At 38.5% G+C, this 9,782-nt stretch carries 8 protein-coding genes; 7 read left to right on the top strand and 1 reads right to left on the bottom strand.

What is annotated here, in order from left to right:
• Window positions 1-107: 107 nt before the first annotated feature.
• The gene (locus U8D43_RS20905) at window positions 108-752 is read left to right on the top strand and encodes a hypothetical protein (RefSeq protein ID WP_442893563.1); all 645 of its coding nucleotides are present in this window, start codon (window positions 108-110) and stop codon (window positions 750-752) included.
• 280 nt (window positions 753-1,032) lie between these two features.
• Here U8D43_RS20905 and U8D43_RS05745 read toward each other — a convergent pair whose 3' ends face one another.
• Entirely contained in the window at window positions 1,033-1,548 is a 516-nt protein-coding gene (locus tag U8D43_RS05745; protein WP_335870136.1) for an antibiotic biosynthesis monooxygenase family protein, read from the bottom strand.
• A 336-nt stretch (window positions 1,549-1,884) separates the two neighbouring features.
• Here U8D43_RS05745 and hemE point away from each other — a divergent pair, with 336 nt between their 5' ends.
• The 6 genes from hemE (at window position 1,885) to U8D43_RS05715 (ending at window position 9,779) form a co-directional block, all read left to right on the top strand.
• Entirely contained in the window at window positions 1,885-2,922 is a 1,038-nt protein-coding gene (gene hemE / locus U8D43_RS05740) for a uroporphyrinogen decarboxylase (RefSeq protein WP_335870164.1), read from the top strand.
• A 92-nt stretch (window positions 2,923-3,014) separates the two neighbouring features.
• Window positions 3,015-3,950 carry a ferrochelatase gene (gene hemH / locus U8D43_RS05735; RefSeq protein ID WP_335870134.1) on the top strand — a complete coding sequence of 312 codons (936 nt, stop codon included), beginning with the start codon at window positions 3,015-3,017 and terminating at the stop codon, window positions 3,948-3,950.
• Window positions 3,951-4,036: 86 nt separating this feature from the next.
• Complete coding sequence (gene hemY / locus U8D43_RS05730) at window positions 4,037-5,437, top strand: protoporphyrinogen oxidase (RefSeq protein WP_335870132.1); 1,401 nt, start codon at window positions 4,037-4,039, stop codon at window positions 5,435-5,437.
• Window positions 5,438-5,735: 298 nt separating this feature from the next.
• The gene (locus tag U8D43_RS05725) at window positions 5,736-6,308 is read left to right on the top strand and encodes a TetR/AcrR family transcriptional regulator (RefSeq protein ID WP_335870130.1); all 573 of its coding nucleotides are present in this window, start codon (window positions 5,736-5,738) and stop codon (window positions 6,306-6,308) included.
• A 73-nt stretch (window positions 6,309-6,381) separates the two neighbouring features.
• Window positions 6,382-8,496, top strand: coding sequence for a YhgE/Pip family protein (locus U8D43_RS05720; protein WP_335870128.1), 2,115 nt, complete (start codon window positions 6,382-6,384; stop codon window positions 8,494-8,496).
• 341 nt (window positions 8,497-8,837) lie between these two features.
• Window positions 8,838-9,779, top strand: a complete 942-nt coding sequence (locus U8D43_RS05715; protein WP_335870126.1) for a YncE family protein — start codon at window positions 8,838-8,840, stop codon at window positions 9,777-9,779.
• Window positions 9,780-9,782 lie beyond the last annotated feature (3 nt).

The raw sequence follows: 9,782 nt of genomic DNA, 5'->3' as shown, positions 1-9,782 counted from the left end.
ATAGAAGCCGACATTCAAAAGGAACACGTCACCTTGACCAACGCGTTGGACAAGCTGGCAGACATGATTTTCCACTGTGAAGCAGACCAGACGCTGAAAAGGCACGAATCGCCTTTGAAAAAAAGCATAAAACCAACCTGCATGAGTATCAATTAACAATCGAAATCGGAGAAGAACCGATCAAACGCGAACGCCGTGGACGACCCAAGAAAGACGAAGTCACTCAGACCGCCACCGTTTACCGGGTCCGTTTATCGTCCCTTGAGGAGAATCAAGGGAAAATCGACCAAAAATTAAGGCTATTGAGCACGTTTATTTTAATGACCAACCGGATGGATCGCTCGAGGCTTTCCGATGTGGACATGCTTACAACCTATAAAGGTCAATCGGCGGCGGAGACCCGATTTCGGTTACTCAAGGATGCACAGATGATTGACGCCGTCTTTGTCAAAACGCCGGAACGTATTGAAGCGCTTGGTATCGTCTATGTAATGGCGTTATTAATCTATGGCATGCTTGAATATCGAATCCGTGTTGAAATGAAAAAGCAGGAAGAACCCTTGATCCTCATGGGAAAACGGAAACTGTTAGAACAATTGAATGACGTTCGTATCATCGTCATCCGACAAGGATTGGAAACCATGAGGTACCTGCCAGACAACATCCAAGAACAAACCAAGCGAATTGTGTGTTTAGCCGGGTATGACCCCTCGATATACGTGTCGAAACAGGAAGAATCAGTAAAGAACTAACGTGAAATTCAGCCAGACCGTTCTGGACATGTCGAATACAGCCGACAATTGAAGAAAAAAAGGAAAATTTGTCGGCTGAATAGAAGAAATAAACGTTTTTAAAAACTTAATCTAAAAAATTGGCTAAGTCTAGATCTGACCTGCGAAATGTGAGTTACATATAGGTTCTTGGCTTCTTAAATTTTCTGTAGATTGATGAAAATCTTCAGCTAATAAAATAAAAGTTTCTTTTTCAGTGCTCTCCTTTTAGTAGTGCTCCCTTTTTTGAGTAAGGAGTTGCCTATTCCGTTTCTTCTTCTGGAATCATGTATTCAGACACGTATGATGCAGCAGAAAATATGTTTTTTTGCTGGTCTATGCCTTCAGCTGATCCCCTCTTTTCGAGTCCTTTATTGTACTGCTGTGAATTTTGCCAACCTTTAAAGGATTCCTCGTCTTCCCAAAGCGTCATAATGATATAGGTGTCATTGGAAAGAGGGCGTAACACTCGTAAAGCGACAAAACCAGCTACTTCCTCAATAAGACGGGCTCGATTCTTAAAGCGGTATTCAAAAACAGGTCGTCCCTCATCGGTTACAGGAATGTTGTTAAATATGACATATCCTTGTTTTTGAATAGATCCAGAAGCATCGATCACTTCATACCTTCTTGGTTCGTTAAACAATGTGTTCCCTTCAGTTTCATGAAGAAGCAGAGAAGTGTCGGCATTTTGCATGATAATCATGTTTTCATTTTGATGTTGTAATTTCATTTTTTTTAGAAATTCATACGTACCTGTAGTCATAAATGCGTTCAACCTAAATCACCTCATTTTTGTTGTATTCTATCCTAGTATACTCTTTCCCTTTGTAAGTGGATCTATAACCTGGTTTGATGGATCAAGCATTAAGCCTCAGCTAGATTGTTGATATTTAAATAATTCAAAACTATTCATAGATAATAGCTTTATAATGCGGTGTAAAATGAACAAATTTATGAACAATTGCATCACCTTCTATACAACGGCGACGAAAAGTTTTATAGTGTAAATCATGTGAATGAACCGGCAAGTGAAGACAATTATTTTTTCTTCGGGGATTTTTAGTATAAAATAGGGACAGAAAGTTTGAAAGGTGGAAGAACAAAGGTGAAAATGCTAAACGATACATTTTTAAGAGCAGCAAGAGGGGAGAAAACAGACCATGTGCCTGTCTGGTATATGAGACAAGCTGGTCGCTCGCAACCAGAATATCGAGCTATCAAAGAAAAGTACTCTTTATTTGAGATTACACATCAACCTGAGCTTTGTGCTTATGTTACAAGGTTACCTGTAGAACAATATGATGTGGATGCCGCTATTTTATATAAAGATATTATGTCGCCATTACCGGCTATTGGAGTAGATGTAGAAATTAAATCTGGGATTGGACCAGTCATTGATAATCCGATTAGGTCAATTTTAGATGTGGAAAAATTAGGAGAAATCACCCCAGAGGAAGATGTTCCCTATGTTTTAGAAACGATAAAGTTATTAACAACAGAGCAATTATCCGTGCCGTTGATCGGATTTGCAGGCGCACCGTTTACGCTTGCAAGTTATATGATTGAAGGTGGTCCTTCAAAAAACTATAATAAAACGAAAGCGTTTATGTATGCAGAACCGAGAGCGTGGTTTGCGTTAATGGATAAGCTGGCAACGATGACGATTACGTATGTAAAGTCCCAAATTAAAGCGGGCGCACGTGCTATTCAAATTTTTGATTCTTGGGTCGGAGCGCTCAATGTGCAAGATTATCGTGTATTTATCAAACCTACTATGGAACGAATCTTCTCAGAGCTACGTGAAGAAAATGTGCCACTCATTATGTTTGGTGTTGGGGCAAGTCATTTAGCACTAGAGTGGCATGATCTTCCATTAGATGTTGTTGGCCTTGATTGGAGACTACCAGTTAAAGAAGCACGAAAAATGGGCATTACAAAGACAGTTCAAGGAAACTTAGATCCGGCGATTTTACTTGCTCCTTGGGAAGTCATTGAAGAAAAAGCGAAGTCAATACTAGATCAAGGTATGGAAAAACCTGGATACATTTTCAATCTTGGACACGGCGTATTTCCTCAAGTAAAACCAGAAACATTGAAAAGATTAACTTCATTTGTTCATGAATACAGCACCCAAAAGCTAAAGAGCTAATGTGAACACATTCTAAACCACTCCCTTTTGGATTTTATGGAGAGAACGTGGCAATATAAACGATTGTACAAATGAATAAATGAGGTGACATCATGGAAAAGAAGAAAATGGGTTTATTGGTTATGGCGTATGGAACGCCCTATAAAGAGGAAGACATCGAAAGGTATTACACACATATTCGTCATGGACGGAAACCGTCAGATGATATGTTAGAAGATTTGCGCAATCGGTATGAAGCAATTGGTGGAATTTCACCTCTAGCCAAAATAACCAAGGAACAAGCAAGTGAATTGGAAATACGACTGAACAATGTACAAGATAAAATAGAATTTAAAGCTTATTTAGGGTTGAAGCATATCGAACCATTCGTAGAGGATGCTGTAGAAGCGATGCATCAGGATGGGATTACAGAAGCGGTTTCAATCGTTTTAGCCCCACATTTTTCAACATTTAGTGTAAAGTCATATAATGGACGTGCAAAAGAAGCAGCAGAAAAATTGGATGGTCTATCCATAACCTCTATCGAGAGCTGGTATGATGAGCCGAAGTTTATTGATTATTGGGTAGAGAAAGTAAAAGAGACCTATGAAACGATGCCTATGGAAGAGAAAGAGAAGGCGGTTCTAATTGTTTCTGCTCATAGTTTGCCACAACGTATTTTAAAGGATGGGGATCCGTATCTTCAGCAATTAGAGGAGACAGCAAAGCTTATTGCTGAAGCGGCGGGAGTTCAAGATTATGCTGTTGGATGGCAAAGTGAAGGAAATACACCTGATCCGTGGTTAGGACCAGATGTTCAAGATTTAACGAGAGCTTTATATGAAGAAAAAGGATATAAAGCGTTTGTATATATACCCGTGGGATTTATCACAGATCATTTAGAAGTGCTTTACGATAATGATTTTGAATGTAAAGTCGTTACGAACGAAATTGGTGCTAGCTACTATCGACCGGAAATGCCGAATGCTAAGCCTCAATTCATAAATGCGTTAACCTCTGTTGTGTTAAAGCATTTAGAGAACCAATAACGAATCTTTAGAGAAGTTTTATAAGTGATTCGGATGCATTATGGGGATTCATCCGAGAGAAAATAAGATAAGAGAAGGCGATAACCGTGTTGGAATCAAAACAAAAGGTCGTTATTATCGGGGGCGGAATTACCGGATTAACGGCGGCATACTACCTACAAAAAGAAGCAAAAGAAAAACAAATCGCTCTTGACGTGGTTTTAGTGGAAGCGAGCCATAAACTAGGTGGAAAAATTCAAACCGTTACAAAAGATGGCTTTGTGATTGAAAGAGGTCCAGATTCCTTCTTAGAAAGAAAGACTAGCGCTGCTAAATTAGCAAGTGAAGTGGGAATGGAAAAGGATCTTGTTAATAACTCAACAGGACAATCTTACGTCATGGTAAATGAACAGCTTCATCCAATGCCTGGTGGTTCTGTCATGGGCATTCCTACTGAAATAGGTCCTTTTGTCACCACCGGATTATTCTCTCTTATGGGAAAGGCTCGAGCAGCTGGGGATTTTGTTCTTCCGCGTTCAAAAGTGGAAGGAGACCAGTCGCTTGGATCCTTTTTCCGTAGACGTCTTGGGAATGAAATTGTTGAAAATTTAATTGAACCTCTATTATCTGGAATTTACGCTGGAGACATTGATCAATTGAGCTTAATGTCCACCTTCCCGCAGTTTTATCATATAGAACGAAAGCATCGATCTCTCGTGTTTGGGATGAAAAAAGGAATGCCAAAAGGTCCTAAAGGGCCCAAAAAAGGAATGTTTTTAACCTTTAAAAATGGGCTACAATCTTTTGTGAACGCAATCGAAGAACATTTGGATGAAGGTAGTGTTCTAAAAGGTATTAGAGTAGAAAATATTCAAAAACACAATGACCATTATGATCTTTATCTTAACGATGGGAACAAGCTTGAAGCAAATAGTATCATTGTAGCTACACCTCACCAGGTGTTACCGACAATGTTTGCATCTTATCCCATTTTTGATCCTCTCAAACAGATGCCATCCACCTCTGTCGCTACCGTAGCGATGGCATTTCCGAAAGAAGCGATTGGTCAAGATATTAATGGAACTGGTTTTGTCGTCTCAAGAAACAGTGATTACACGATTACTGCTTGCACGTGGACACATAAAAAGTGGCCCCATTCTACGCCAGAAGGTCATGTTCTACTTCGTTGCTATGTGGGAAGAGCAGGTGATGAAGCCATTGTTGATCTTTCAGATGCTGAGATCGAACAAATCGTTTTAGATGACTTAAATAAAACGATGAACATCACTATGAAGCCTTCCTTTACGGTGGTTACTCGTTGGAAGGAGTCTATGCCACAGTATACGGTTGGACATAAAGAGCGAATGAATAGTCTAAAGCAACAAGTCGCGCAAGAACTTCCAGGAGTATTTTTAGCAGGTAGCTCCTTTGACGGTCTAGGATTGCCTGATTGTATCGATCAAGGGGTAGACGCTGTAAACAAGGTACTTCAAATATTTCAAAAATAAAGACTCCCAACCAGGAGCCTTTATTTTTTTGTGGATTCCGAAATTTTCTTCTCATAGGATCTCAACAGAAGTCTCCTGCAATTATTTGCGACATCTAGTAGTTGTTGCTACTTCAGCTATTAGTCTCACACAACATGAAAAAACGGTTAAACTGATAATATGATTGATTCAGCCCTAATATTTTTTTTGAAAGGGTTTACACTATAAATACCTATTGAATATGAAAATTTAGTTTGTTATAGTAGGAAATGTACTAATTGACCGTATTGTCCATTTGGTCAAAAAACGAGGTGAACTCTTGGCAATTAACCGCAAACAACTCATTGTAGATGCTGCTACTAGATCTTTTACGCTGTTTGGATATAAAGCAACGACGATGGATCAAGTGGCTAAACTTGCGAATGTTGGGAAAGGTACCATCTATACTTTTTACAAAAACAAAGAAGAACTATTTGAAGAAATTGTCTCTTCTCTCATTAAGGAGATGAAAACAGCAGCCGAAGAAACTTTTGTTGAGGAAGAAACCTTTTATCAAAATGCTCATCGTGCTCTTTACCGTATCTTAGAATTTCAAAAAGAGCATCAACTTCTTATAAAATTACTACAAGAAGAGAAAGAAATGGGCACAGCTTCCGTCTTAGAAATGGTTAAAACAATGGAGCAAACAATCATTAAGTATATTGAAGAAAAAGTAACGATTGCGATTTCTAAAGGTGAAATTTCACCTTGCAATCCTGCGTTAACTTCGTTTGTTATGTATAAATTATATATATCCTTGTTTTTCGAATGGGAAAAGGATCATCACGCTCTTCAAGAAGAGGAAATCGCAGAATTGTTTAAAATGTATCTATTTAAAGGGTTATCCATTTAGATAACTCTATTGTTTTGGATTGAAATGACTAAATGAATGAAATAGTCAATTATTATTTGTGGAGGAATGACGAATGAAAAAATCGCTGCTATATGCAGAACTTCGTGATATTATCTTGAATCGAAAAGTGTTGATTCCGGTTATTGCGGTATTATTTATCCCTATTTTGTACAGTGGCATGTTTTTATGGGCTTTTTGGGATCCTTATGAAGGGTTAGACGATTTGCCGGTTGCCATAGTGAACAACGACCTTGGTGCTGATTTTGACGGAGAACCTATCCAGCTCGGAGACGAGTTGGTGAAGGAATTGAAAAAGAGTCAAGAATTTGCTTTTAAATTCGTAGATGAAGAGCAAGGGAATAAGGGCTTACAGGAACAAGATTACTATTTATTAGTGGAAATTCCGGAAGATTTCTCTGAAAGTGCAACGACATTATTAGAAGAAAATCCGCAAAAACTATCGTTAAACTACGTTCCGAATGAAGGGTATAACTTCTTATCCGCTCAAATTGGTGAAACGGCAATGAAAGAAATCAAGGCAAGCCTATCCACAACTGTCACCGAAACGTATGCGGAAAGTATGTTTGATAAAATTCGTGATCTTGGTGACGGGCTAACAGAAGCAGAAGAAGGATCTGGGAAACTATCAGATGGGGCCAATACGGTTTCAGAAGGTGCATTAACATTAAAAGAAAAGCTCGTTATATTGGCTGGAAAATCGATTGAAATGAAAGATGGTATGGGAGTTGCACAAAATGGAGCAAACAATGTGCAAAAGGGTGCTAGTGAGCTATCTTCAGGGATAATCGAGCTAAACAATAAATTTGCTGGCATAGTTCAGGGTACGACGAAATTAAAAAAGGGAACAGAAGAGTTACAAGCAGGGCTAGTCCAATCTGAGGAGGGGTTAATTCAGGCAGAAGCAGGGGTAGAGAAAATTGTGAGCAATACTACTTCTCTAGCACAGGGAGGTGTAACACTTAGTAAGGGTGCTCAACAATTAAATCAAGGAATTCAGTTATTAGACGAACAAATCACTCCATTGCTTGCTAGCTTACCAGAAGAGCAGAGAGTGCAGATGCAAAGGGCACTAACAGTGCTTAAAGAAGGAAACGCTCAAGTGCAAGGAGGGTCTCAGAGCCTTTCCGATAATATAGGTCTTCTAAATAATGGGCAGAAGAAAACACTAGAAGGATTGAATAAGTTAACTGCTGGAGCTAGGGAACTCTCTCTTGGTTCTGATGCCCTTCTAGATGGTGAAAATCAACTTCTCAGTGGAATGGAGCAATACCAGGCAGGGTTAGCTACGGCTAATGACGGTGGAAAACAACTTGCTAGTGGTGCCAAAGAATTATTGGATGGAGTTAATAGATTATCTTCCGGAAGTAGTTTGTTATCCGATGGTACTTCCAAAATTGTTGATGGTTCAAAGGAGTTAGCAGAGGGAACGATTGACCTTTCTGAAGGAAATAAAGAGTTAAACACAAAACTTGGAGAAGCTGCCAATGAAGTCAATAGTGTAAAAGCAGATGACAAAACATACAATCAAATGGGCGAGCCTGTAAATGTAGATAAAGAAGCCGTTCATCCGGTTCCGAATTACGGAACCGGGTTTGCTCCTTACTTTTTATCACTAGGCCTTTTTGTCGGTGCTTTATTAATCTCAATTGTGTATCCGCTACGCGAACCTGCATCCCGACCAAAAAATGCGTTTTCTTGGTTCTTTAGTAAATTTGGAGTACTAACAGGTGTGGGAATCCTACAATCGTTAATCGCCGTAGCCATCTTATTAATCGGACTTGATATAGAGGTTGAAAGTGTTGGATTGTTTGTTGTATCAACGATTGTCACAAGCTTAACATTTTTAGCATTAATTCAAGCACTTGTGACCATTTTAGGGGATCCTGGTCGTTTTGTTGCGATTATCATCTTAATCTTACAATTAACTACAAGCGCTGGTACTTTCCCACTAGAATTGATTCCAGCAGCTCTTCAACCTGTTAGTCCATTATTGCCAATGACGTATTCAGTATCCGCCTTTAAAGCGGTTATATCAAGTGGTGATTTTGAATTTATGTGGTGGAATCTCGGTATTCTGGCAACCTTTATGGGTGGATCCATGATCTTAACACTTGGATTTTTTAAGACTATGCATAAGCGTCAATTCTTTAAAACTGTTGAACAATAGATTAAAAAGAGCGACTCTACCAGAGTCGCTCTTTTTTAAAGGCAGTTTTCGTGCTCTATTGCCTTAACCCATTTGATGATCTTTTTTATACAAGGCTCTTTTCGCATAGTTTGTTGCTGTAGCATCAAACTATACAAAAGAAAAATGGAGGGTTTAGTCAAAAATCAGTTGAAATAACCACCATATTTACGAAAAGAGTCTTATAGAAAAATCTCAGAAAAATACCTATAAAAATACATTCAATATGAAATATGTTCAAAAAAATTTCAACAAAACTTCACAACTTTCGGTTAAGATGAAATGTGGAGAATTTACGATCCAATATGAAAGGAGAGGTAGTAGTGAAAAATAGTCTTTTTTTCATTCTGATTGCAATGATTTTATCAGGATGTCAACAACAAATCTACCCTTCTATTTATCAGGATCAACCTTTTGTAGCCTCGTTAAATTTACAAAATTCTACCCTGTCATTTGTCAATGAAAAAGCAGAGGATTTTGCTACATGGGAATTTGACAAACAATTTACAGGTGGTATTTTAGTGAATCAATCACAGGATGTATTATTATTTGGGTATCAATTAAATAAGGTCTATCTCTATTCGTTGGATAAAGGGGAGCTTTTAGGTGAATGGCAGGTTGGTGAAGGGATTACAGCCGCCATTGAAGTAGGCGATGAAATAGCTCTTGCAAACGCCAAACTAAATGAAATTATTTTTCTTAATAAAAAAGGGGCGAAAATAAAGACTGTTGACGTTGGAGCATATCCTTTGGACATGAAAATAAAGAATGGTGAGTTGTTTGTTATCAATTATAAAGATACCTTAATATCAGTGATTGATTTACGTAGAAAGGAAGTAGATAGAGAATTCGAGATTCCCTCCTCGTCTGCAGGGTTATTTTTGAAAGATGATGAGGTTTGGATTGGCGGACACGGTCAAGGGAGTAAACCTAGAGAGGGATTGTTGGTCTATTCTTCACAAAGAGGGGAAATCATTCGCTCTGTACAGGCGGGAACGATGCCGATTAATATGATTGAAGACGAACAACGATATTACGTGGTCAGTCATGGAAGCAATGAAATACACCTTTTGAGTCAGGAATATGAAGTGATCAAATTCAATACTGTAGGAGCAAATCCTTTTGCTATCTCCACCTTTTCTAACAGAATTATTGTTGCAGGATATGATAGTAATGAATTGTATTTTCTCAATAAACAAAATTTGCAAATTGAGAAAACTGTACCCGTAGGAAAAGGACCCTTTGTCCTGTTAACAAGAGAGTAGGTG

It is taken from the genome of Bacillus sp. 2205SS5-2, from assembly GCF_037024155.1.
In the GTDB taxonomy this organism is placed as follows: domain Bacteria; phylum Bacillota; class Bacilli; order Bacillales; family Bacillaceae_K; genus Bacillus_CI.
The sequence above is the reverse complement of the archived record's forward strand: the minus strand, read 5'-3'. Positions and strand labels throughout refer to the sequence as shown.

Bases quoted from the DNA above. Each gene is read 5' to 3' on its own strand.
- hemE (WP_335870164.1), top strand. From the start codon at position 1,885: ATGCTAAACGATACATTTTTAAGAGCAGCAAGAGGGGAGAAAACAGAC.
- U8D43_RS05720 (WP_335870128.1), top strand. From the start codon at position 6,382: ATGAAAAAATCGCTGCTATATGCAGAACTTCGTGATATTATCTTGAAT.
- hemH (WP_335870134.1), top strand. From the start codon at position 3,015: ATGGAAAAGAAGAAAATGGGTTTATTGGTTATGGCGTATGGAACGCCC.